Genomic DNA, 20,062 nt, shown 5'->3' with positions numbered 1-20,062 from the left:
TTGACTTCTGTTTGCACCACTCAATTGGGAGAATCCTCTTCGGTTGGAACAAAGAACAAAAACAAGAATGCGGTTTTAACCAAAACTTTGTTTTCATCCCAACAGGTCGGTTAAAGGAGCGTATTGCGCAATTATGTCAGCATTATGGATGGAGTTTATTGAGGTAGAGGAGGCGTACAGCTCGCAGGCAAGCTTCCTAGATGGAACCTAATTATGGTGAAAAACCCGACGGGTGGAGACCTTCTGGAAAGCGTGTCAAGCGGGGCCTGTACCAAACGGCAGAGGGGTGGTTGGTCAACGCTGATGCGAATGCTGCCGCCAACCTGTGCTTAAGAAAGTCAGCAGAACCTTGGGGCTTTGCCTTCAGGAACTGTCTAGAGGCGCTTTGACAACGCCGTTACGGGTTCTTTTGTGGACTGCGTAAGAATCCCCTGGGTGGGAGTGTCAAGACAAAAGGGATCCCTGCCAAGCCGCCTTATTCCAAGCAAGTTCTGGGCGAGATCAAGGCACCTACAAAAAAGGATGAGACCCATACCGCTACGCCATCCATCTCCAAAGCGGTTTCGAGCCCAGCCAGCTAGCTGAGCTTTTGAATGGGCGCGATGCGGGGATCCAAGATTTTCTGCTGGCCGATGGCGGGAAACCTCACCGCCAGGGTGATCCGTTCGCCGCTGCCGAACACGTGGGTAATTTGCCCCTGTCCGAATTGGGGATGTTGCAGGCGATCCCCAACGGCCCACTGGGAGGAACGGCCTTGGCGGCGAGCAGCCTTTGCTTTGGGCGTGGCCGCAGCCGTGTTGTCGGCGGAGAACGAAAGCCCCCTGCCTTTTTCCCATTGGATCAGCTCTTGGGGCAGCTCACTCAAAAATAGGGAAGGGATGGCGGGCTCGCGGTTGCCGTAGAGCCGCCGCTCGCTGGCGTGGCAGACAAACAATTGCTCGCGGGCGCGGGTGATGCCCACGTAGCAGAGGCGCCGTTCTTCTTCCAGCGCGGCAGGATCCTCCAAAGCGCGAAAATTGGGAAACAGGCCTTGTTCCAACCCCACCAAAAACACCACCGGGAACTCCAGCCCTTTGGAAGCATGCAACGTCATTAGCGAAACTTTCTCAGCTCCCTCCTGAAGGGTGTCCAAATCGGAAGCTAAAGACACATTGCTCAAGAAAGCCTCGAGGCTGGGATCCTCCTGTTCTTCTTCAAATTGGCGGGCGGCATTGTAGAGTTCCATCACGTTGGCGATCCTTTCCTCGGCCTCTTCTGTGCCCTGGGCCTTGAGATCTTCCAGATAGCCGCAATCCCGCAGCAGCCCCTCCAGAAGGGCGGCAGCCGAAACCTGGGCCATCTGTCTGTGCCAATGCTGGATAAGCTGGGCAAACTGGAGAACCGGCTTGGCCGAACGCCCCAGCAGGTTGGTAACAGAGGCCTCGTCGCTGAGGATAGTCCACAGGGGCACATTTAAGGCAGCCGCCGCTTCGCTTAGCTTGTCCAGAGTGGACTTGCCGATGCCCCGCCGCGGCACATTGATAATGCGCAACAGGCTAAAAGAATCGGCAGGGTTGAGCACAACCCGCAAATAGGCCAGCACATCCTTAATCTCTTTGCGATCGTAAAATCGCAGCCCCCCCACCACCGTGTAACGGATCCCCCACCGCAGCAAAACCTCTTCAAAAGGGCGAGATTGGGCATTGGTGCGGTAGAGAATGGCAAAATCTCCCCAGGAAGAGTTGGGATTTTGGCTGTGTAATCGCCGGATGGTATTGACCACAAACTCGGCCTCGGCCATTTCGTCCTCCGCCTGGTAGCAAACGATGGGATGGCCGGGGGGGCGAGTTGGCCGGAGAATTTTATCGATGCGCTCGGTGTTTTTCTCAATCAGGACGTTAGCCGCCTGCAAAATCGTGGCGGTGGAGCGATAGTTTTCTTCCAATTTGATCAGGGTGCGGGTATCGTCGTCCGGCAGGCCATCGCCAAAGGTCTCTTGAAACTCCAGCAAAATGGTGAAATCGGCCCCCCGAAAGCGATAGATGCTTTGATCTGCATCGCCCACCACAAAGAGGGAGCGATTGGTCCAGTCCCACTCGGAGCGGCGGGTCTCGCCGTTGGTGGCCAGGAGCCGGATCAGCTCGTACTGGGTGCGGTTGGTATCTTGGTATTCGTCCACCAAGATGTGCCGAAAGCGCTGGTGCCAGTAGGCCAAAACCTGCTCATTTTGGCGGAAAAGTTGCACCGGGATCCAAATTAAGTTGTCGAAATCGAGGGCATTATTGGCCGCCAGTTGATCTTCGTAGAGCTCGTAAACCTGAGCCAGGATGCGACCTCGGAAATTGGGCTGGTGGCGCTCCAGATCGGCAGGGGTCCAACCTTGATTTTTGGCATTGCTAATGGCATAGCGCACCGATCTTGGATCGAACTTGCGCTCATCTAAGTTGAGTTGCTTAGTTACAATCTCTTTAACCAGGGATTGGGCGTCCGATTCATCGAAAATCGAGAAGTTGCGAGTCCACTTTCGTCCCTTGGGATCCTGATATTTTTCGATCTCCAGGCGCAGGATCTGGGCAAACAAGCTGTGAAACGTGCCGATCCAAAGGGGTTTGATCCAACGGTGGTAGACCGCCGATTTCAGCCGCGTCGCCTGGGCCGGCTCCAATTGCGCCAAGGGGATCCCGAATTGCTCCTGGGCCTCTTGCTCGGCAAAGAGCCGTTCGATGCGCTCTTTCATTTCGCGGGCGGCCTTGTTGGTAAAGGTCACGGCCAAAATCTCCTCCGGATCCACCCGGTAGTGGCGGATGAGGTGGGCGATGCGATAGGCGAGGGTGCGCGTCTTGCCGGAACCTGCCCCCGCCACCACCAGCAAAGGGCCACAAAAATGGTGCACCGCTTGCCGTTGAGCAGGGTTGAGGGCATCCAGCAAAGAGGCGTGAGTCATGGCCAGCAAACCAGAAACTGCCTTCCATTATGGGCACCAACCCAATGGGGATGAGAAGCCCAGAGGGCATTTTGGAGCACCAAGGATGAAGATCGGTTAAGATTTGGCCGGCCCGCTCCAGAGCTCCCCGCCATGAACCGAGTGCTGTCCTGCTGCTGTGCCCCGGCTAACCGCTGCTGGCTTTGCGTTCAAAAGAGACTTGTGGCTTTGGGGTTTGCCACCCTTGCCCTGCTTTCTCAAGGTGCGTTCGATCCCGCCCAAGCTGGCAACTGCCCCAGCAACGGCAACCCCCAAGCCTCGCTTGACCTCAAGCTGGAAAGCGTTGCTGGGGATCAGCTCGACTTAAGTCGGTACGACGGCCTTCAAGCGCTGATCTTGACCAACAGCCAAACCCGCTCCCAATCGGAGGCCCTCTCCAAAAGTTTGGCCCTCGAGTTTGGGCAAAACCCTCGCCTGCGCCAGATCGTGCTGGTTGATGGCAGAGGGCTGCTGCTGGTGCGCAACCTGGTTTTGCAGGTTATTCGCGAGAGCGTGCCCACAGATCCGCGCTTGGTTTCTCCCTTTGTCCATGTCTCTGTCGATTTCGAGGGATCCACCATCCAGAAGCTGCAGGAGGTGGCCGCCGAAGCCTTGCCGGGGATCGATTTTCGCCGCCAGGCCGCCTTGCTGCTTTTGGACGAGCAAGGCACCCTCTTGAGCGGGTTCGCCAACCTGGACCAGTCCAACCTCAGCATTCGTCAGTGCATTCGCACCCTCATGGGATAGTCCCACTTCCCTTTCACACCGGCAACGCCTCTTTTCTGCTGCTCTGGCCCAAGCCATTAAACTGGTCATACCGGTCATGTTGAAGCTTGAAGTCAACCGGTCGAACGACGGCTCTCTGTTCGCGGGATCCCATGCGCCGCCAGCTCAAAATCTTGAACCAAATCCTCGATTACAAGCTTGCCAACTTGCGGCTGTTTGGCCGAGCCGAGCTGAAGGGGCCTGTTCTCAACGTGCTGCTGGAACGGCTGCCGGGCGATGTGGTGGATACCCTGCAGGTGATGGAGGTGGTGCGCAGTGCGGTGGAAGCCTCTCTGCTGCAAGGGTTGCGCAAGGTCAACGTTTACCTTTGGTGCCGCGGACAAACTGAAGAAGCGCCGGAGTGGAGCGAAAGCTTTGCTGTAGAGCCATTGGTCTTGGCCCACCCCAAGGAGCTCCGAAGCCTTGCTTTCAACTATCGACAAGACTATCCCGGCATGCGGGTGCTGTTTTTCTGCCTGGGCCTTTGTCTGGGCGGCTTTTACCTGTTGGGGGGCTGGGAGCAGACAGGTTGGATCGATTGGATCCCCGTAGGACTGGCCTTCGCCTTGGGGGTGATCTTCCCCTGGCTCAAACGCTCCCTCAGCCAGTTTGTACACCCTCTATTTCTCCGCCTTGGCCTGGGCTTGGGCTTGGTCTTATTGGGCCTGGCAGTGGCGCTGATCTGGCGGCAGGGCTGGAGCGTTGCCTATGGGATCCTCGGCCTCCTGGCCATCCTCCTGTTGGGTCTGGGAGCCTAGTTCTCAACCGGCAGTGGTGCCGCTGAAGACGTGTAGGGCAGGGCCGGTCATCCACACGTGCTGTGTGCTCGGATCCCAGCGAATTTCCAGATTTCCTCCCGGCAGTTCTACTGTAGCTTGCGATTCTGCGCGCTCCTCCAAAACAGCAGCCACCAAAACAGCACAGGCACCCGTCCCACAGGCCAGCGTTGCCCCTGCTCCCCGCTCCCAAACCCGTAGGCGCAGACGAGTCGGGCTGAGCACCTGGGCAAATTCGGTGTTGGTGCGCTCAGGAAAAGCCGGGTGATGCTCAAACAGGGGGCCCACCCTTTCCAAGTCCAGCTCTTCCAGGGATCCCCCTTCTTCCAAAAAGACCACACAGTGGGGGTTGCCCATGCTCACCGCCGTCACCGCCCACTCCCGCCCGCCTACCTGCAGGGGCTGCCGCACCACCTTTTCCTCTGGTTTGGCCAGCGTGGTGGGGATCTGCCCGGCCAAGAGGCGAGGGATCCCCATGTCCACTGTTACCAAGCCATCGGGCCGCACCTGCGGCACGATCCGCCCCGCCAAGGTGTGGATCTGGTAGGCGCCGTCCTGGCCAGGGATCCCCAGATCCTGCAAAAAGCGGGCCAAACAGCGGATGCCGTTGCCGCACATCTCCGCCTCCGAGCCGTCGCTGTTGAACAGGCGCATGCTGAAATCTGCCCCCTCCTGCCCCGGCAGCAGAAAGATAACCCCATCGGCCCCCACGCCAAAGCGGCGGTTGCAGAGGGCAACGGCTTCCTCAGGCGTCAGACAGGGCTGCGGCTGGTGGCGGTTGTCCACCAAGATAAAGTCGTTCCCCAGCCCCTGGTATTTGTGGAAGGAGAGACGGGAGGGCAACCGAACAGGCATGCAGCGGAACCGCACAACAACCGGCTTCAATCCTCGTGCATCTCGTAGGGATCCTGCAAGTTTTTGGAAGGGGGGCCAAAGGCGGTGTAGATGGCAAAGGCGGTGATGCAGATGGTTATTGCCGCAATGGCCACAACCAGCGAAAGGGTGGATTCCATGGTTAGCTCTTCAGTTCTGAGAGAATCTCCCTACATATTACACAAGTTTACAATTCATTGCCGGCGGCAAAGGGGAGTGACCAGATTCTGTTAGCGTGATTTTAAAAGGAGGTTGTCTGGCTGGGATCTGCCGCCGTGCTGACCTCCAAGTTGGCAAACCTGTCCTCTCTTTGACCTATCGCGAGAACCTATGGCGATTCGTACCAAACTGGGCGATCTGCTGCGTCCTCTCAACTCGGAATACGGCAAGGTGGCCCCTGGCTGGGGCACCACGCCTTTGATGGCGGTCTTTATGGTGCTGTTCGGCATCTTCTTGCTGATCATCCTGCAGATCTACAACAAGTCGCTGCTCCTGGAAGACATCAACGTCTCCTGGGAGAGCCTCAGCTTCTAGGGCTCCTGGCTGCCGCGGGCTGTCTAGGTGGTGTACTCGGCGTTGATGCGCACGTAGTTGTAGCTGAGGTCACAGCCCCAGGCAACGCCCTGGCCAGATCCCTGGTGGAGGTCTACCGTAAAGGTTACGGGATCCCCTCTCTTTAGGTACTCAGAGGCCGCCTGGCGATCAAAAGCCAGAGGCATTCCCCCCTGCAGCAGCAGAAAATCCCCCAGGCGAACCTCCAAGCGACGGCTGTCAAAGGGGATCCCAGCCCGTCCGGCGGCGGCGGCCACCCGGCCCCAGTTGGGATCGTTGCCAAAAACTGCCGCCTTCACCAGGGGAGAGCTGGCAATGACACGGGCTATCTGCCGAGCTGACCTGTCGTCGGGGGCGCCCTGCACCCGGATCTGCAACAACTTGGTGGCTCCCTCGCCGTCGCGGGCGATGGCCTTAGCCAGGTGAATGCAAACCTGGACAACCATCTCGGCGAGGGCTTGGGCAGCTCTCGTGCCAGCTTGCAGGGTGGGAATCCCACTTTGGCCGTTGGCCAGAGCCAGCACCATGTCGTTGGTGCTGGTATCCCCGTCCACGGTGATTTGGTTAAAGCTGAGGTCAACCGCCTCTTTGAGGATCTGCTGCCAGAGGGGAGGATCCACGGCTGCATCGCAGGTTAGGAAAGCTAACATCGTCGCCAAGTTGGGGTGGATCATACCGGATCCCTTGGCGATGCCTCCCAGCCTGACGGTGTAGCCGTCGATCTCGGCCTCCAGGGCTGTACTCTTGGTCACCAGGTCGGTGGTGAGGATGGCGCGGGCGGCGCTCTCTCCTCCTGTCGGCGAGAGGCTGTCGATCAGGCGGGGCAGGGCCGCCTCGATTTTGGCCATTTCCAATTGCCGCCCGATCACCCCTGTCGAGGCAGTGAGCACCTGTTGGGCCGGGATCCCCAGCCGTTCTCCTACCCAGAGGGCCAGTTGGGCGTTGTTGCGCTCCCCCTCTTCTCCTGTACAGGCGTTGGCTTGGCCGGCATTGCAGAGAATGGCCCGCACCGGCTGCCCTTGGGCGAGGATCCCTTGGTTGTAGGTAACACAGGCGGCCTTGACCTGGTTGCTGGTGAAAACGCCAGCCCCCACCGCCTCGCAGTCGGAAACAATTAGGGCGAGATCGGCAGCGCCGGAGGGCTTGAGGCCAGCAGCCACGCCAGCAGCGCGGAACCCTCGCGGGGCGGTAACGGCGCCTGCAACCCGTTTAAATTGGGATCCCATAGATTCTGGGGCCAGGGGGTGATCGGCACTATCATACCGGCTTGGCGCTCAGATCGGGGTTGAGGGCCAGGGTTGGCAACTGGCAAGTTTTGCCCGAGAAACTCTCTGGAAACCAGGTCGGGGGGTGTAGCTGTGCCTACCGCAGCAGAGGCGACAGATAGTGTTGTTTTAATGGTAATGTGCGCCCTTCTCTTTCTGGATTGGGAAGGGATCCCTTTGCCCTCTGCTCTAGGAACCGCGAGCCATGCCCGCCCCTGTCATTACCCTTAACCATGTCAGCAAGGTCTATGCCAATGGCACGGTGGCTTTGCAAGACATGAACATGGCCATCCAGGAGGGGCAGTTCGTCAGCTTGGTGGGGCCCTCTGGCTGTGGGAAAAGCACGGTGCTGCGGCTGATCGCAGGGTTAGGTGACCTAACCACCGGCTCTATCGAGTGGGGGCAAAACACCTCCCAAGGGAAGCCCAAATTGGCCTTTGTGTTTCAGGAGCCGGCCCTCATGCCCTGGGCAACGGTGATGGACAATGTGCGCCTGCCCCTGAAGTTGGCCGGTGAGCCTCGGCCAAAAGCCGATCGAGAGGTTTTGGAAGCCCTCCACCTGGTGGGCTTGCGGGGGTTTGAGCGCCATTTTCCCCGCGAGCTGTCCGGCGGTATGCGCATGCGGGCTTCCATTGCCCGCGCCTTGGTAACCAAGCCGCAGGTGTTGCTGATGGACGAGCCTTTTGGTGCTTTGGATGAGATCACCCGCAGCAAGCTGAACGGCGAACTGCTGGAGTTGTGGCAGGAGAAGCGCTGGACGGTGATTTTTGTTACCCACAACATTTACGAGGCCGTCTATCTGTCCAACCGCGTGGTGGTGATGGCAGCCCGCCCAGGGCGGGTGGTGGCGGATATCCCCATTGAGGCGCCCTACCCCCGCTCGGAAGAGTTTCGCACCTCGCCCCTTTACAACGACTATTGCCGGGAGGTCGCGACCCGTTTGCGGGAGGCCATGCACGACACGGAGCGGGATCCCTGCCTGCGCCCCCTCTCCGCCGGACGGCTGGGCTGACGGGATCCCCCTTTGGCAGCATTCCCGGTGTTAGAGCCCCTTGATTCCCCCTACCCTATGCTGAGTCCTTTCAGTTTCCTTCTCGATTGGCTGTCTCGCTGGCTGGGATCCCTGCTTGGCGCGCCAGAGCGCCCCTTTGGGCTCTGGCTGGATGGGGAGCTGCCTCGGCTGAGCAGCGCGGTGGAAGAACAACTCAGGCCCCAACCCACCGATGCGGCTAAGGTACCTGGCTCTGCGCCGCCGACCTCTGGGCAAGGGTTGGATCTGCGCAAGTGGTTCAACCTGGACGTGATTGCCCCTGGGATCGTCGGGATCCTTTTTCTGGTGGGCTGGGAAGTGGCCGTGCGGCTGACGGGGGTGCCTCCCTATCTATTGCCGGGGCCGATTTTGGTGGCGCAAACCCTGGTGCGGGAGTGGGGATCCCTTTTCCCTTCCCTTTTGATCACCCTACAAATTACGGTGGTGGCGTTCCTTTTGGCCACAGTCTCGGGGCTTTTGCTGGCGATTTTGTTTGCCCAGAGCAAATGGATTGAGCGCAGCCTCTTTCCCTATGCGGTGATTTTGCAAACAACACCCATCGTTTCCATCGCGCCGTTGATCATCATCTGGCTGCGCAACAACACCTTTGCTGCGATGGTGGTTTGCGCTTGGATTGTCGCCTTTTTCCCCATTATCTCCAACACCACCCTGGGATTAAACAGTGTCGATCACAACCTGCTCAACCTGTTTCAACTGTACAAGGCCAATCGCTGGCAAACCTTGATCTACTTGCGTCTGCCCAGTGCCCTGCCCTACTTCCTGGGAGGTCTGCGCATTAGCGGCGGCCTTTCTTTGATCGGGGCCGTGGTGGCGGAGTTTGTCGCCGGCACCGGTGGGCAACGGGCCGGGATCGCCTACCAAATCTTGATCTCCAGCTTTAATTTGCAGGTGCCTCGCATGTTTGCCGCCTTGGTGCTGGTTACCGGCCTAGGGATCCTGATCTTTGTGGCCTTGAGCGCTTTGTCGGACAAGATACTGGGCAGGTGGCACGAGAGCGCTGTGCGCCGCGAGAACTAATTTTTGCCATAGAGCCGGCAGAAGCGGTTTCGCAAAAGGCAAGAACTGGGAATTCCCGGCAACAAAAAGGCTCAGGTTGCAGCCCTGAGCCCATCTTGACCTGTTATTGGCAGATGCCAGGAACCAGACTCGAACTGGTGACACGAGGATTTTCAGTCCTCTGCTCTACCAACTGAGCTATCCCGGCTCTGGGACTATCATTTTAGAATGCCAAGAGGGCTTTTGGCAACAGGTGGCAACCCTCGCTTTAGCCAATTAGCTTTTCCAGGGCATCCATCTGGGGGATGCAGAGGATGTCCCGCTGCCGATCCCGGCGGATCAGCTCCTCCTGCTCCAGCTTAGACAAGACACGGGTAACCGTTTCCCGGGCCAGGCCACTCAAGCTGCTCAGCTCCCGGTGGGGCAAATTGGGAATTTCTACCCCCTTGCAACCGACCCGCCCGCGGGACTCCGCCAAGAAGAGCAGGATATCGGCGACGCGAGCGACGCTGCTGGCCTCCCGCAATTGCAGGCGACGGTTGATCTGCCGTAAACGTCGCGACAAGAGCTGGGCAAGGCGGATGGCAACCTGCGCATCGGCAGCCAAAAGGGCCAGAAAGTTCTGGGCCGACAGAGAGCAGACCTTGGTGGCTGTCAGGGCAATCACATCGCTGGAACGGGGCGCCTCGTCCAAGGCGGCCATTTCCCCGAAGATCTCCCCTGGGCCAAGAATGGTGAGGGTAACCTCCCGGCCCTCCAGATCGTGAGTGCGAATCTTGACCCAACCCTCCAGGATGAAATAGACGGCGTTGCCCCAGTCGTTCTGTAGCAGGATGGCCTGGTTAACAGGGTGGGAGCGCAGCAACATCTGGCGGGCCAGCGGCTCGAGCACCTCAGGGGAAAAGCCTTCAAACAGAAACATCAGGCGTAAATCTTCAGCCGTTACCTCGCTCACTGGGGTCTCCTCCTGCACCGCCTCGATTCTTGCCCAACTCTCTTCCCAGAGAAAAACTCTTCACCTGACCGCCGCCTGAGATCAGCAGGGGCTGCGGTCAGCCTCTAACCCGGAAACGGCAGCATGCGCTTTGCCGGTAACCTTGGTCAGTTGGAGTCGAGACCTAGATCTGCTGCAGTTGCGCTTGCCAATCTTGGCTGGTATCCAAAACCTGCAGCAAGCGCCGCTCCCCCTCGGAAAAATCCTGCCACTGCGCCTGCTGCTGGGCAAGGAGATCGGCGGTGGCATCGGCAATGTCGGCGAGGTTCAGCGGCTCACCCAGGCTCGAAGCAGGGAGCGTTCGCCGTTGCAGCCGCTCGCGGAGGACAGGTTCAGGGGCGTGGCAGTAGAGGATGCACAACGGGATCCGGCACCGTTGGGCTTGTTCAATTGCCATGCCCCGCAGCGCTTGCCGGTCAAACTTGGCGTCCAGAATCACGCTGTAACCTTCCCGGGCCAACTCCACTCCCAATTGCACCAGGCGGCGATAAGTCCTGTCGGTCATCTCGGGCGTATACACCTCTGGCCCCCCTCGCTGCCGCAGAGGGATCCCAGCCAAATGCTTGCGCACGGCGTCGGAGCGGATGTGGATGGCCCCTCGCTGTCGGGCCAGGTGGCGGGCCACCGTGCTTTTGCCCGCTCCCGACAGGCCGGCCATCAGAAACAACTGCCCCTGTTTGGGCAGCGTGTATTCCCAGGCCAGTCGGTAGTAGCGGGCGGCAGTGTGGAAGGCATTGGCTTTGGCAGCTTCCGAGGCGGCAGGATCGTCTAGCAAAAAAGAGGTGACCTTGGCCCGCACGTAGGCCTGGCGATTGAGGTAAATGGGCAAGATCTTGAGTCCTTCCCAATCGCCTGTCTCTTCCAGATAGCTGTTCAAATAGGCGTTGCCCAGATCGGGGCGATGGCGGGCATCCAGATCCATCACTGCATAGGATACGTCGTACATCGTATCCACAAAGCGGAAGGCCTCGTTGAACTCAATGCAATCAAACAGCAAGATCTGGCCTTCCCACCAACAGAGGTTGCCAAGATGCAGATCCCCGTGGCCTTCGCGGATGCGGTCTTGCTCAATTCTCTGGTAAAACAGCTCCTGTCGCTCGGCAAAAAAGCGATCCGTGTAGGCTTGGGTCTCCCGATATTGATCTGCCGTCTGAGGGCCGCCAATGTAGCGCTGGGTTTGGGCGTAATTCTCGTCGAAAGCCTGCCGCACCTGCTCTGGCCGGCCAAAGCTGCGGATGTAGTCGTTGGTCTCCGCCTGGGCGTGAAAGGCCGCCACCACCCGTCCTAGCTCCTCCATTAAGAGTGGCGTCAGCTCCCCCCGCTCGAGGAGGTTGCTAAAGAGTTGCTCTTGAGGAAACTGCCGCATTTTGAGGGTGTACTCCACGGGCTCGCCACTGCCGTCAAGCTGAAACCGGCCCTCGGCTTGCACAATGGGCAACACCTGTAGATAAAGCCCTGGCGCTCCGCGCTGGTTCAGGCGCAGCTCTTCTTGACAAAAGTAGCGTCGCCGCTCCAGGGTGGTGAAATTCAAAAAGCCAAAATCCAGAGGCTTCTTCACCTTATAGGCGTAGTTCCCTGTCAAGAAAATGTAGGAAATGTGGGTTTGGACGAGCTGAATCGGCTCCCGCACCGGATGGGGGTAAAACCCCGGATCCAACATCGCTTGGATTAGCGGCGGCAGGTGGGCATCGGCCATAAAGATGGAGACGGAAAAGTCAGGGATCCCCATTTTCCTCCAAATTGCCCTCAGCTTAGTCTCCCAAGGGCAGGGCGGCCGCTTGCGGTGAAAGACGGATAATGCTGATCCCCTGTTTAACCAAAGTATCTTGAGCGGCAGCAGAGAGGGCGTAGGGCCAGACCAGATACTTAGTGTTGATGTAGTCTCGCCCCCGCTTGGCCAGGCTCACCTGTTCAGAGAGCATGCGCACCTCCGGCCCGCGGGTGATGATGGCCTCGGCGCGGCGGATGCGCTGCATCAGTTGGCTGAACAGCTCTTGGGGCTGCTGCACGAAGACCACAATGGCCAAGTCACAGGGGTTGTAGTAGTTGCCACTGCCGCAGAGGAGCAGGGCCTCGCTGGCGAGAACAAGGGTCTCCTGGTCTCCCAGAGCCACCACCGGGTAGAGAAAGGTGCGCACGTCCTCCGGCTGCCAGTGATTGAAGGAGTAGCTGTCCACCTCTCCCCGCACCCAAGAGGAGATGGCCGGAAAAACCGCCTCGCTCAGCAGCCGATAGGCCGTCTGCGGTCGCCCTAGCCAGCAGAGGGCATTCTCGTAGAAGCTCTCGTTCTCCAACAGGTGAGGGGTGAGGGGAGCGGCCATAGACTCGGATCTGGGCAGGGCCTCCTCCAGCATGCCTAGTCGGAGATGGTTAAGGCAATTTTGCCCAAAACGGATCCCTGTTCCAGCAGCCGGTGAGCGGCAGCCGCTTCGGCCAGGGGAAAGGTGTGGCTGAGCCGGATGCGCAGTTGGCCCTGGTCGATGAGGCGGGCGCACTGCCGGAGGATCTCCGCCTGGTTTTGCCGAGCAACGATGAGGTTCTTCAGCATAGGGGTGAGCATCAGCTCAAAGCTCACTCGCAAGTTGCGGTCGCGGGCCACCCGCCAATCGGTCTCTGGAGCTGGCGCCAGCAGGGTCACGAGATCGCCGTACACGCGCACGGCAGGGAAGGTCTGCTCCAGCACTGGGCCGCCAAGGGTATCGAGAGCAAGATCCACTCCCTCCTCCTCCGTCCAATCCAGAACGGCCCGCACAAAGTCGGTCTGGCGATAGAAGATGGGCAAGCTGGCCCCCAGCAAACGGACAAACTCGGCCTTTTCCGGCGTGCTCACGGTGGTAGCCACTTGGCATCCCCGCAGACGGGCCAGTTGGACGGCCACATGGCCAACACCCCCTGCCCCGGCGTGGATGAGCACCTTTTGGCCGGCCTGCAGCCGTCCCCGGTCGTAGAGGGCTTCCCAGGCGGTGATCAGCACCAGGGGAGCGGCGGCAGCCTCGGCAAAGCTGAGGGTTCTGGGCTTGGGAGCGACGAAGCGCTCATCGACCACGATTAGCTCGGCGTAGTTCCCCGCCTCTCTGCCCAGGCCGCCGTGGCAGAAGTAAACTTCGTCCCCAACCCGAAACTGCCTGACCCCAGATCCCACGGCTTCTACAACGCCGGCGCCATCGCATCCCAAAATGGCCGGCATCTCCTCGGGGTAGAAGGTGCCTCGCCGCCGCAGCTTGGTGTCGATGGGGTTGACGCCGGCGGCCTTGAGGCGGACACGCAGCTCCCGCTCGCCGCGAATCTGCGGGTCGGGCACCTCCTGCAGTTGCAAAACCTCCGGCCCACCCGGCACGCTCATGAGGATGGCTTTCATCTTCTCAAGTGTTCAGGCTCGGTTTGCTCGACTTGCTGCCCCGCGATTGCCGCCGCGCTCCTGAGGATACACCGGCAAGGGGGTCTCTGAACAATGGTTAGTAGCATAAGCCAAGAGAACCGCTCCAGGGATCCCTTGCCCTAAACTAAGCTTCGGAGTTGTGGAGGCAAGCGGTAGCCCATGCCCGCAGGTGGTTCTGGCTCTCTCGGCGGCAAGGCACGGTCAAAAGCAACTAGAGCTGGCCTGGGATCGCGCTCCTGGCTCGGCTGGGGTAACCCAGCCTATTGGGATGCTGCTGGGCTGATGCTCCTGGGGAGCCTGCTCATCGTCTACCGCTGGCGGGGCACCCTGCTGCTGTTGATTAACCCCGCCTATGTAAACGTGGCTCTGCTGGCCGGCCTGTGCCTGCTGGGCCTGGGGATTGGCCGGTGGCGGGGGGCCAAAGTCGCGCCCTCGGAAAGCCATGTCTCCCTGTTGGGGTCGCGCCTGGGGGCGGCGCTCTTGATCCTGACGGCGCTGCTGGGGTTTTGGGTCGAGCCCCGTCCCCTCTCCAGCCAGACGGCCCTCAACCGGGGGGTATCTCCCTATTTGGGTGCCTCTCGCAGCCAGCCGCAGGCTTTTCGTCCCAAGATTGATCCACGCCAGCGCACCCTGCTGGACTGGGTGCGCACCCTGGATGTCTACCCGGATCCCTATACCTATGAAGGCCAGCCGGTGCAGGTGCAGGGGTTCGTCGTTCCTGACGAGCAACCTGACCACTTTGTCATCGCTCGCTTTTTGGTGAGTTGCTGCGCTGCCGATGCCTACCCGGTCGGCTTGCCGGTGCGCTGGCCCCGCTCGGAGGAACTGGCTCCGGACAGTTGGCTGCGTCTGGAAGGGCGGATGGCCGTGGAGCAACGGGATGGCCAGCCTCAGTTGGTGATCCTGGCCGATCAGGTGGAGCCAATACCGGTGCCGGCCAATCCCTACGCCGACGAGTAGGTTAGATGTCGGTTTCGCTGAGTTTAGCGCTCATGTAATCGAAGGGCTCGGCCACAAAGCTGTAATCCTCGTCGGAGCCGAGCAGCTCCAGGGTGCGCTGCTTCATGTTCTGGATCCCGATCACTGTCGGGGCAATCGGCACCCCCAGGGAGTTGTAGGTTTCCCGCAGACCAGCCAGGACGCGCTCGTCCAAGATGCTGGTATCAGCGGCCACCAGGGCGTAGGAAGCGTAGCGCAGGAAGTAGTCCATATCCCGCAAACAGGTGGCGTAGCGGCGGGTGGTATAGGCGTTGCCGCCCGGACGGATTAGATCCGGCACCTGGGCAAACATGGCCGCAGCAGCCGTCTTGACAATGTCCACCGAGTTGAGGTTAATCACCTGCACGGCCTGGATGCGCCGCAGACCCGAATCGTAAAAGGCCTTGAGCGCGTCCATGGCATTCCGATCCAAGTAGCGGCCGGCCAGGTCATAGGTTTTGATCAGTGTGGTTACGGCATCCCGCATATCCCCAACTCCCTTCCTGTAACTCTATGTAAAAGTAGCTTGAGATGAGAATTTTGCCGGCAACGTCCAAAGGCCAACCTTGGAAAATCGAGCCAGAGCCCAACACCGGCAGCGCTCCGAGCTCCCCGCTTGCCCCCAGAAGTTTAGCATGCGGGGGGTTCTTTCCCGCCTTCTCCTCAGCCAATGGCAGATGTTGTTACGAAAATGTAACTTTTCTGCAACGCTCTAGGGATCCGGCAGCAACACCCGCAGCGGCTTGAGCTGACCTGCTTGGCTGTGCCCCAAGCCCAAAAATTCTCCCTCTCCGCTCATGACCCGCAGGGTCTCGGCAGTGGCCTGAGCCGGATCCAGAGGAATGGCCTGACCTTGTCGCCAGCGCTGCGCCTCAGCCGGAGATAAGAATACTGAGTTCCAACTGCGAAATCCCCACTCAATCGGCAACAGGGCAGCAGCGGGATCGGCGGATCCCTGCCACTGCTCCAGGGGCAGGCTCTCTTCGCTGCGAAAAGGGCCACTTTGCAGCCGTCGCAGGCGGCTCATCAAGCCTCCGCAGCCCAATTTCTCCCCCACGTCGCGGGCGAGGGCGCGGATGTAGGTGCCGGGGCCACAGGCGATCTCCAGATCCACTTCCGGGAACTCGCCAGAGCGCCAGCCCAAGATCTGCAGGTGTCGAATCACTACTCTCCGCGGCTCCAGCCCCAGTTCTGCCGCCTCTGCCCCGGCCCGGGCCAGCTCGTAGAGCTTTTTCCCCTGCCGCTTGATGGCGCTGTAAAGAGGCGGCACCTGCCAGATCTCGCCGACAAACTCCCGCAGACATTCCTCCACCTGCTCGCGGCTCAGCTCCGGACAAGGGGATCCCACCTGGATCTGCCCCTCGGCATCGTCGGTGTCGCTGCGCTGCCCAAAGCGAAAGGTGGCCCGATAGACCTTGTCCCCCGACAAAAACGCCAAAAAGCGCGTCGCCCGCCCCACGGCAATGGGCAGAACTCCCGTTGCCGCCGGATCCAAAGTGCCGCCATGCCCCACCTGGCGGGTGCGCAAGACCCGCCGCACCACCGCCACACAGTCGTGGGAGGTGAGCCCGGCCGGCTTATCCAGGTTGAGAAAGCCCTCCAGGGATCCCATGCTGCCCATCACCCATCAGTCATTGATCAGTAATTAAGATTTGTAACCGAACTGCCGCAGCGCTTAACATAGGGTTGATTTCTGTCTGCGAGTTGGAAGCACCTATGGCGCAATCTGGCCTGTTTCCTCAGCCTATCTGGCAACGCCTGTTGATGATCGCCCCTTTTTTCCTGTGGGGCTCGGCGATGGTGGCCATGCGAGATGCCCTCTCCGAGACCACTCCTCTCTTCATGGCCATTCTGCGGCTGTTGCCAGCCGGGATCCTGGTTTTAGCCTTTCGGCTTTGGCAAGGGCGGGCCTCTGCGGCCTCTCAGCCCTGGCATCCCCAGGGGCTGCGGGGGTGGCTGTGGGTCTTGGCCTTTGCCCTGGTGGACGGCACCTGTTTTCAGGGATTTTTGGCGCAAGGGTTGAGAGAGACCGGCGCCGGGCTGGGATCCGTGCTGATCGACTCGCAGCCGCTGGCGGTGGCCCTGATGGCCACCTGGTTTTACCGGGAGCGGATGGGATCCCTGGGCTGGCTGAGTCTGGGGCTGGGCGTGGTCGGTATCAGCCTTATCGGCCTCGGCGGGGAAGGATCCCTGCAGGTGGGGGCCGGCGTGGTCTGGATGTTGCTGGCTTCCCTGTCGATGGCCATTGGCACCGTGATGATGCCGAAGGTGGCGGAGGTGGCGGATCCGGTGTTGGCGACAGGCTGGCACATGGTATTGGGCAGCCTGCCCTTGATCCTGCTCTCGGCGCTAACAGAAAGCGAGCAATGGCAGCACCTGAGCGGCGCCCACTGGCTGGGCCTGCTCTACGCTTCGGTGATGGGGAGCGCCGTGGCCTACGCCCTCTTCTTCTACTTCGCCTCTCAGGAAAATCTCACCGAATTCAGCTCCCTCACGTTTCTCACCCCCATCTTTGCCCTCCTCTTCGGCAGTACCTTCCTGGGCGAGACCCTGACGCCGGTGCAATGGGTGGGAGTGGGCATTACCCTGGTCTGCGTGTATGTCATCAACCACCGGCAGGAGTGGCAGGAGCGCCTGCGCCTGGCCTGGCCAGGGATCCTCTCGGAGCTGGGCCTGGAGTTCAGCACCGTCGAGATCCGCGATGGCCGACCCGACTAAGGGAGCCTTCTCCTAGGGGGGCAGAAACCCCATGGCATCCCGCGCTTTTTGGAGGGTTTGCTCGGCCACGGCACGGGCCTTGGCGGCATTTTCCCGCATCAGCCCGTGGAGGTAGTCGGGGTCACTCGAGAGCTCCCGGTAGCGCTTTTGAATGGGCTCCAGGGTGGCGATAATGCTGTCGGCGAGGAGGGGCTTGAACTGTCCCCATCCCATCTCGGCGCACTCAGCCGCCACCTCCTCCTTGCTTTTGCCGGAGGTGAGCATGTAGATCGTCAGCAAATTGTGGGCCTCCGGGCGTGCCGGGTCGTCGAAGGCAATGCCCCGAATCGAGTCGGTCTTGCATTTTTGGATCTTCTTGCGGATCGTGTCGGGGTCGTCTAGCAAGTGAATGCGGCTGAAATCCGAGGGATCCGACTTAGACATTTTGCGGGTGCCATCGGTCAAGCTCATGATCCGCGCCCCCTGCGGGCGAATCAGCGCCTCTGGGATCACAAACACCTCCCCAAAGCGGTCGTTAAAGCGGCGGGCAATGTCCCGACACAGCTCGATGTGCTGCCGCTGATCCTCCCCTACCGGCACATACTTGGGCTGGTAGAGGAGAATATCCGCTGCCTGCAAAATCGGGTAGCTGAACAGGCCAACACTCGTTTCCTCTCCCTGCTTCTCTTTTTTTTCCTTGTACTGGATCATGCGCTCCGCCCAGTTCATAGGGGTGATGGTGGTGAACAGCCAGGCCAGCTCCGTGTGGGCGGGCACGTGGGACTGCACAAACAGCACACAGTGCTCCAGGCTGAGGCCACAGGCCAGGTAGAGAGCAAACAAAGAACGGGTGCGCTCCCTCAGCAGCTTGGGATCCTGGGGCACAGTAATGGCATGTTGATCCACAATGCAGAAGAAGTTCTCGTAGCGCTCCTGCTCGGCCACCCAGTTTTTAATGGCCCCCAAGTAATTGCCCAGGTGCAACTCGCCGGAGGGCTGGATTCCAGAAAGCGTGCGCGGCTTGGCCATAGGAAAAGCGATCTCAAACGCCAACAAGAGGGAGGACGAGAACCAAGAAAGTCTTTGTTCAGGATATCAAGAGAGCCGCAACCCGTTGGTTTATGAGGGAAGAAAGACAGCAACCCGAAACCATGGCAGACCCGGAGCCAGAACTGCTGCGTGCTGCCAACCACTACGTGCTGCTGATCCCGGGCCTGCCAGAGCAATTTCTCACCCCCGAGGAATTGCAGGAGTTCCTTGTGCGGCTGTTGCAGGAGCACCCCCATCTGGTGGATGCAGATCTGGCCCGCTATCCCACCCCTCAAGCCCAGGCGCAACGGCTCATCGACACGGCCTGTGAGGTGGAGGTCTCCCCTGGCGAAACCGTGCAGTGGCATCCTGTACGCCTGCGCAAGCGCCCCTCAGCTTCTTCTCGCCCCGGCCAGCATCCGGCTTGAGGCCACGCACGGGATCCCATAGGCATGCTACAACCCAAAGAAGAGATACCCTGTCCTGCGCTCTAAGGGGGTCAATCATGCCGCGCAGCATGAAGAACGACAACTTCATCGACAAAACCTTCACCGTCATGGCTGACCTGATCCTGAAGCTGATGCCGGGGGTGAGTCCTGAGCAGAAGAAGGCCTTTGCCTACTACCGGGACGGCATGGCGGCCCAGAGCGAGGGAGAATATGCCGAGGCTCTAGAAAACTACCGAGAAGCCCTGGCCCTGGAGCAAGACGACGAAGACCGCAGCTACATCCTCTACAACATGGGCCTGATCTACCAGAGCAATGGCGAACTGGACAAAGCCCTGGAGTACTACCACCAGGCCCTGGAGCTGAACCCCCGCCTCTGTTCTGCCCTAAACAACATTGCCGTCTTGCTGCACCACAAGGGCGAGCAGAGCCTGCAGGCCGGGGATGAGGAGACGGCAGAGGCCCTGTTCGATGAGGCGGCTCAATACTGGATCCGCGCCATTCGCATTGCCCCCAACAACTACATCGAGGCGCAAAACTGGCTCAAGACCACGGGACGCGCCAACCTGGAGCTGTATTGAGTCTTCCCCCAAGTACCCCAGTTCAGCTAGATTGACCAGAAGTCAAACCTGCTGGCGGAAAGGAAGGATGCTGACACGAGAAGAGGTGCAACATGTTGCCCACCTGGCGCGGCTGGAGCTTACGGAAGAAGAGGAAATCCAGTTTACCGAGCAACTGGCCGATATCTTGGCCTACGTGGAGCAACTGAAAGAACTGGATACGGAAGGGGTAGAGCCCACCTTTCATGTGCTGGATGCGGAGCTGCCCACTCGCCCCGACCAAGTGGAGCCCTACCCCAATATCGAAGGGATCCTGGCCAACGCTCCCGACCGCGCTGACATGTTCTTCAAGGTGCCCCGCATCCTAGAAGGGGAAGATTAGCCCAACTGGCAAGCCCTGCAGCTATGAGCTACAGCAGCTTTTGCTCTTTGGGGGGGGGGGGAGGAGGCACATCCAGGGCCGGGTTGCACTCGAAGAAGCCCAACGGCTTGAGCAGAAAGCCGATGTAGCTAACCGGCATCACCGGCCAGTCTTCGGTGCGGGGGAAATGGTTGCAGCCAAAGCTGTACCAGAGCACCAGGCGGGTATTCTCAAGCGAGCGGTTGGCTTGCGTCCATCAGAACCTCCGGGGTACTCCCGCCACAGCGCAGCTTGGCGGGATGGGGGATAGGCGGTGAGACGAAGGGGTTCAATGCCCCTGAGTCTCACAATCTGGGCGTTGCCTGCTGCTCGACATACTTCTTCAACTCCTCAACGGTG

Annotated in this window: 22 protein-coding genes and 1 tRNA gene; 10 read left to right on the top strand and 13 right to left on the bottom strand. The window is 59.9% G+C overall.

Annotated elements, in window-relative coordinates; genetic code table 11:
• Nucleotides 1-577: 577 nt before the first annotated feature.
• Nucleotides 578-2,923, bottom strand: coding sequence for a DNA helicase PcrA (gene pcrA / locus SYN65AY6A5_RS04920; RefSeq protein ID WP_099884503.1), 2,346 nt, complete (start codon nt 2,921-2,923; stop codon nt 578-580).
• A 201-nt stretch (nt 2,924-3,124) separates the two neighbouring features.
• On the opposite strand from pcrA, the gene SYN65AY6A5_RS04915 reads away from it, so the two are divergent.
• A complete protein-coding gene (locus tag SYN65AY6A5_RS04915) occupies nt 3,125-3,688 on the top strand; it encodes a hypothetical protein (protein WP_240530986.1) in 564 nt (187 codons plus the stop codon).
• 86 nt (nt 3,689-3,774) lie between these two features.
• Entirely contained in the window at nt 3,775-4,464 is a 690-nt protein-coding gene (locus SYN65AY6A5_RS04910) for a hypothetical protein (protein ID WP_240527676.1), read from the top strand.
• 3 nt (nt 4,465-4,467) lie between these two features.
• Here the strand turns inward: SYN65AY6A5_RS04910 and dapF are convergent, their stop codons facing one another.
• Entirely contained in the window at nt 4,468-5,337 is an 870-nt protein-coding gene (gene dapF, locus SYN65AY6A5_RS04905) for a diaminopimelate epimerase (RefSeq protein WP_099884501.1), read from the bottom strand.
• Between the two features lie 26 nt (nt 5,338-5,363).
• Nucleotides 5,364-5,495 (bottom strand): photosystem II reaction center protein PsbN, encoded by a 132-nt coding sequence (gene psbN, locus SYN65AY6A5_RS04900; RefSeq protein WP_011430180.1) that lies wholly within the window; start codon nt 5,493-5,495, stop codon nt 5,364-5,366.
• A 190-nt stretch (nt 5,496-5,685) separates the two neighbouring features.
• On the opposite strand from psbN, the gene psbH reads away from it, so the two are divergent.
• Nucleotides 5,686-5,889 (top strand): photosystem II reaction center protein PsbH, encoded by a 204-nt coding sequence (gene psbH / locus SYN65AY6A5_RS04895; protein WP_011430181.1) that lies wholly within the window; start codon nt 5,686-5,688, stop codon nt 5,887-5,889.
• 23 nt (nt 5,890-5,912) lie between these two features.
• Here the strand turns inward: psbH and argJ are convergent, their stop codons facing one another.
• Complete coding sequence (gene argJ / locus SYN65AY6A5_RS04890) at nt 5,913-7,133, bottom strand: bifunctional glutamate N-acetyltransferase/amino-acid acetyltransferase ArgJ (protein WP_099884013.1); 1,221 nt, start codon at nt 7,131-7,133, stop codon at nt 5,913-5,915.
• A gap of 244 nt (nt 7,134-7,377) precedes the next feature.
• Between argJ and SYN65AY6A5_RS04885 the strand changes: the two genes are divergently transcribed.
• Together SYN65AY6A5_RS04885 and SYN65AY6A5_RS04880 are read left to right on the top strand one after the other, a co-directional pair.
• Nucleotides 7,378-8,184, top strand: coding sequence for an ABC transporter ATP-binding protein (locus SYN65AY6A5_RS04885; RefSeq protein WP_011430183.1), 807 nt, complete (start codon nt 7,378-7,380; stop codon nt 8,182-8,184).
• Nucleotides 8,185-8,241: 57 nt separating this feature from the next.
• Nucleotides 8,242-9,240 carry an ABC transporter permease gene (locus tag SYN65AY6A5_RS04880; RefSeq protein ID WP_228375483.1) on the top strand — a complete coding sequence of 333 codons (999 nt, stop codon included), beginning with the start codon at nt 8,242-8,244 and terminating at the stop codon, nt 9,238-9,240.
• Nucleotides 9,241-9,354: 114 nt separating this feature from the next.
• On the opposite strand, the gene SYN65AY6A5_RS04875 is transcribed toward SYN65AY6A5_RS04880, so the two are convergent.
• The 5 genes from SYN65AY6A5_RS04875 to SYN65AY6A5_RS04855 all read right to left on the bottom strand — a co-directional run bounded on the left by SYN65AY6A5_RS04875 (nt 9,355) and on the right by SYN65AY6A5_RS04855 (nt 13,571).
• Nucleotides 9,355-9,427, bottom strand: a tRNA-Phe gene (locus tag SYN65AY6A5_RS04875).
• A gap of 60 nt (nt 9,428-9,487) precedes the next feature.
• Nucleotides 9,488-10,141 carry a Crp/Fnr family transcriptional regulator gene (locus SYN65AY6A5_RS04870; RefSeq protein WP_011430185.1) on the bottom strand — a complete coding sequence of 218 codons (654 nt, stop codon included), beginning with the start codon at nt 10,139-10,141 and terminating at the stop codon, nt 9,488-9,490.
• Nucleotides 10,142-10,337: 196 nt separating this feature from the next.
• Nucleotides 10,338-11,942: an AAA family ATPase gene (locus SYN65AY6A5_RS04865; RefSeq protein WP_228375484.1), complete on the bottom strand. Its 1,605-nt coding sequence runs from the start codon at nt 11,940-11,942 to the stop codon at nt 10,338-10,340.
• A 22-nt stretch (nt 11,943-11,964) separates the two neighbouring features.
• Nucleotides 11,965-12,534 (bottom strand): hypothetical protein, encoded by a 570-nt coding sequence (locus SYN65AY6A5_RS04860; protein WP_011430187.1) that lies wholly within the window; start codon nt 12,532-12,534, stop codon nt 11,965-11,967.
• A 35-nt stretch (nt 12,535-12,569) separates the two neighbouring features.
• Nucleotides 12,570-13,571, bottom strand: coding sequence for a zinc-dependent alcohol dehydrogenase family protein (locus SYN65AY6A5_RS04855; protein ID WP_011430188.1), 1,002 nt, complete (start codon nt 13,569-13,571; stop codon nt 12,570-12,572).
• 303 nt (nt 13,572-13,874) lie between these two features.
• On the opposite strand from SYN65AY6A5_RS04855, the gene SYN65AY6A5_RS04850 reads away from it, so the two are divergent.
• Nucleotides 13,875-14,552, top strand: a complete 678-nt coding sequence (locus tag SYN65AY6A5_RS04850) for a TIGR03943 family protein (RefSeq protein WP_011430190.1) — start codon at nt 13,875-13,877, stop codon at nt 14,550-14,552.
• 1 nt (nt 14,553) lies between these two features.
• On the opposite strand, the gene apcB is transcribed toward SYN65AY6A5_RS04850, so the two are convergent.
• A complete protein-coding gene (gene apcB / locus SYN65AY6A5_RS04845) occupies nt 14,554-15,057 on the bottom strand; it encodes an allophycocyanin subunit beta (RefSeq protein ID WP_011430191.1) in 504 nt (167 codons plus the stop codon).
• A gap of 225 nt (nt 15,058-15,282) precedes the next feature.
• Nucleotides 15,283-16,182 (bottom strand): tRNA pseudouridine(55) synthase TruB, encoded by a 900-nt coding sequence (truB, locus tag SYN65AY6A5_RS04840; protein WP_011430192.1) that lies wholly within the window; start codon nt 16,180-16,182, stop codon nt 15,283-15,285.
• 104 nt (nt 16,183-16,286) lie between these two features.
• On the opposite strand from truB, the gene SYN65AY6A5_RS04835 reads away from it, so the two are divergent.
• Nucleotides 16,287-17,288 carry an EamA family transporter gene (locus SYN65AY6A5_RS04835; protein ID WP_049749747.1) on the top strand — a complete coding sequence of 334 codons (1,002 nt, stop codon included), beginning with the start codon at nt 16,287-16,289 and terminating at the stop codon, nt 17,286-17,288.
• A gap of 12 nt (nt 17,289-17,300) precedes the next feature.
• Here the strand turns inward: SYN65AY6A5_RS04835 and trpS are convergent, their stop codons facing one another.
• Entirely contained in the window at nt 17,301-18,296 is a 996-nt protein-coding gene (gene trpS / locus SYN65AY6A5_RS04830; protein WP_011430194.1) for a tryptophan--tRNA ligase, read from the bottom strand.
• A gap of 122 nt (nt 18,297-18,418) precedes the next feature.
• Here trpS and SYN65AY6A5_RS04825 point away from each other — a divergent pair, with 122 nt between their 5' ends.
• The 3 genes from SYN65AY6A5_RS04825 (at nt 18,419) to gatC (ending at nt 19,684) form a co-directional block, all read left to right on the top strand.
• Nucleotides 18,419-18,724, top strand: coding sequence for a chlororespiratory reduction protein 7 (locus SYN65AY6A5_RS04825; RefSeq protein ID WP_099813191.1), 306 nt, complete (start codon nt 18,419-18,421; stop codon nt 18,722-18,724).
• A gap of 77 nt (nt 18,725-18,801) precedes the next feature.
• Entirely contained in the window at nt 18,802-19,323 is a 522-nt protein-coding gene (locus SYN65AY6A5_RS04820; protein WP_011430196.1) for a photosystem I assembly protein Ycf3, read from the top strand.
• Nucleotides 19,324-19,390: 67 nt separating this feature from the next.
• On the top strand, nt 19,391-19,684 hold the full coding sequence (gene gatC, locus SYN65AY6A5_RS04815; RefSeq protein WP_011430197.1) for an Asp-tRNA(Asn)/Glu-tRNA(Gln) amidotransferase subunit GatC: 294 nt from the start codon (nt 19,391-19,393) through the stop codon (nt 19,682-19,684).
• Between the two features lie 28 nt (nt 19,685-19,712).
• Here the strand turns inward: gatC and SYN65AY6A5_RS04810 are convergent, their stop codons facing one another.
• Nucleotides 19,713-19,880, bottom strand: a complete 168-nt coding sequence (locus tag SYN65AY6A5_RS04810; protein ID WP_240530985.1) for a hypothetical protein — start codon at nt 19,878-19,880, stop codon at nt 19,713-19,715.
• Between the last annotated feature and the right edge of the window lie 182 nt (nt 19,881-20,062).

The organism is Synechococcus sp. 65AY6A5 (genome assembly GCF_002760415.1).
GTDB lineage: Bacteria > Cyanobacteriota > Cyanobacteriia > Thermostichales > Thermostichaceae > Thermostichus.
The sequence above is the reverse complement of the archived record's forward strand: the minus strand, read 5'-3'. Positions and strand labels throughout refer to the sequence as shown.

Bases quoted from the DNA above. Each gene is read 5' to 3' on its own strand.
- SYN65AY6A5_RS04865 (WP_228375484.1), bottom strand. From the start codon at position 11,942: ATGGGGATCCCTGACTTTTCCGTCTCCATCTTTATGGCCGATGCCCAC.
- SYN65AY6A5_RS04870 (WP_011430185.1), bottom strand. From the start codon at position 10,141: ATGTTTCTGTTTGAAGGCTTTTCCCCTGAGGTGCTCGAGCCGCTGGCC.
- SYN65AY6A5_RS04850 (WP_011430190.1), top strand. From the start codon at position 13,875: ATGCTCCTGGGGAGCCTGCTCATCGTCTACCGCTGGCGGGGCACCCTG.
- trpS (WP_011430194.1), bottom strand. From the start codon at position 18,296: ATGGCCAAGCCGCGCACGCTTTCTGGAATCCAGCCCTCCGGCGAGTTG.
- apcB (WP_011430191.1), bottom strand. From the start codon at position 15,057: ATGCGGGATGCCGTAACCACACTGATCAAAACCTATGACCTGGCCGGC.
- SYN65AY6A5_RS04880 (WP_228375483.1), top strand. From the start codon at position 8,242: ATGCTGAGTCCTTTCAGTTTCCTTCTCGATTGGCTGTCTCGCTGGCTG.
- SYN65AY6A5_RS04860 (WP_011430187.1), bottom strand. From the start codon at position 12,534: ATGGCCGCTCCCCTCACCCCTCACCTGTTGGAGAACGAGAGCTTCTAC.
- dapF (WP_099884501.1), bottom strand. From the start codon at position 5,337: ATGCCTGTTCGGTTGCCCTCCCGTCTCTCCTTCCACAAATACCAGGGG.
- SYN65AY6A5_RS04885 (WP_011430183.1), top strand. From the start codon at position 7,378: ATGCCCGCCCCTGTCATTACCCTTAACCATGTCAGCAAGGTCTATGCC.
- psbN (WP_011430180.1), bottom strand. From the start codon at position 5,495: ATGGAATCCACCCTTTCGCTGGTTGTGGCCATTGCGGCAATAACCATC.
- SYN65AY6A5_RS04825 (WP_099813191.1), top strand. From the start codon at position 18,419: ATGGCAGACCCGGAGCCAGAACTGCTGCGTGCTGCCAACCACTACGTG.
- SYN65AY6A5_RS04855 (WP_011430188.1), bottom strand. From the start codon at position 13,571: ATGAAAGCCATCCTCATGAGCGTGCCGGGTGGGCCGGAGGTTTTGCAA.
- psbH (WP_011430181.1), top strand. From the start codon at position 5,686: ATGGCGATTCGTACCAAACTGGGCGATCTGCTGCGTCCTCTCAACTCG.
- SYN65AY6A5_RS04835 (WP_049749747.1), top strand. From the start codon at position 16,287: ATGGCGCAATCTGGCCTGTTTCCTCAGCCTATCTGGCAACGCCTGTTG.
- SYN65AY6A5_RS04820 (WP_011430196.1), top strand. From the start codon at position 18,802: ATGCCGCGCAGCATGAAGAACGACAACTTCATCGACAAAACCTTCACC.
- gatC (WP_011430197.1), top strand. From the start codon at position 19,391: ATGCTGACACGAGAAGAGGTGCAACATGTTGCCCACCTGGCGCGGCTG.
- truB (WP_011430192.1), bottom strand. From the start codon at position 16,182: ATGGGATCCCTGGAGGGCTTTCTCAACCTGGATAAGCCGGCCGGGCTC.
- pcrA (WP_099884503.1), bottom strand. From the start codon at position 2,923: ATGACTCACGCCTCTTTGCTGGATGCCCTCAACCCTGCTCAACGGCAA.
- argJ (WP_099884013.1), bottom strand. From the start codon at position 7,133: ATGGGATCCCAATTTAAACGGGTTGCAGGCGCCGTTACCGCCCCGCGA.